General features: G+C 41.9%; 3 protein-coding genes. 2 read left to right on the forward strand and 1 reads right to left on the reverse strand.

Annotated elements, in window-relative coordinates:
• Together ACYQ4O_RS12890 and ACYQ4O_RS12895 are read left to right on the forward strand one after the other, a co-directional pair.
• Positions 1 to 356, forward strand: a 356-nt coding sequence (locus ACYQ4O_RS12890; RefSeq protein WP_460175864.1) for a gp53-like domain-containing protein, incomplete at its 5' end; no start/stop codon positions are given.
• Positions 274 to 618 (forward strand): gp53-like domain-containing protein, encoded by a 345-nt coding sequence (locus ACYQ4O_RS12895; RefSeq protein ID WP_460175865.1) that lies wholly within the window; start codon positions 274 to 276, stop codon positions 616 to 618. The genes ACYQ4O_RS12890 and ACYQ4O_RS12895, both read left to right, overlap by 83 nt.
• 7 nt (positions 619 to 625) lie before the next feature.
• On the opposite strand, the gene ACYQ4O_RS12900 is transcribed toward ACYQ4O_RS12895, so the two are convergent.
• Positions 626 to 876: hypothetical protein (locus tag ACYQ4O_RS12900; protein WP_460175866.1), on the reverse strand; the 251-nt coding region annotated here is incomplete at its 5' end.

Below are 876 nucleotides of genomic sequence, written 5' to 3' on the forward strand. Positions count from 1 at the left end.
CTTCTGGAACTCAGGTAATTTTTACTCGTGGAGATGGCACTGAGTTTTCTGTTTGGACTCAAGACACCAATACAAATACTTCAAATTGGTCGGTTTCCAACGGTACAAATGGATGGGCTCGTGATAATTCCACCGGATTCACGCTCCAGTGGGGACAAAGTTATCAATCTGGTAACAAAAATCCATGGTTAGGCTTTCCAAGAAGTTTTAGTGCGTGTTACTCAGTGCAATTTTCTGTCAACTCGGGCAACTTGGACCACATTACTGTTGCAAGTGTTGGAACAACAGGATTTACCGCACAAACAGACTGCAATTTACCAGCTACATTCTATTTTGTTGCCATTGGATTCAGCTAATCCTCGTGATAACTCAACCGGATTCACAGTCCAGTGGGGAGAGTTAGGCTACCCAAACAATAAATCTACGGATGTTTATTTCCCTAGAAGTTTCAGTAGCACTACCTATCAAGTTGATCTAAGTTTTCGTAAAGGTAGTTATGCAAATAACTCAGGATGTCTGCTTACATGGGAGCGTGTAGCCAATAATATTGTCCGGATTAGTGGTGGACAACAAAGTTCTTTTACAGGCTGTTCCTGGATTGCTGTTGGATTTAGTTAAACGTTGCTCAACTAAAACCAACCACGATATATGCTATTGAATTCGCATTAGTTACAGCTCCACCACCACTTTCAATCATAGTTGCGCCTGAGTTATTAAAAGAATTCGCTTCTACACCTCTGGCGCTTTTGCCGTTAGAAAGCCAGCCGCCAATAGGTGGATAGGAAGTATTAAAACTTCTTGGGTAATTAAACCACGATTTAGGAGTGCATTTGCCCCACTGAATCGTAAAACCGGTTGAATTATCACGAGGACGAG

The organism is Turicimonas sp. TL08 (assembly GCF_054660695.1).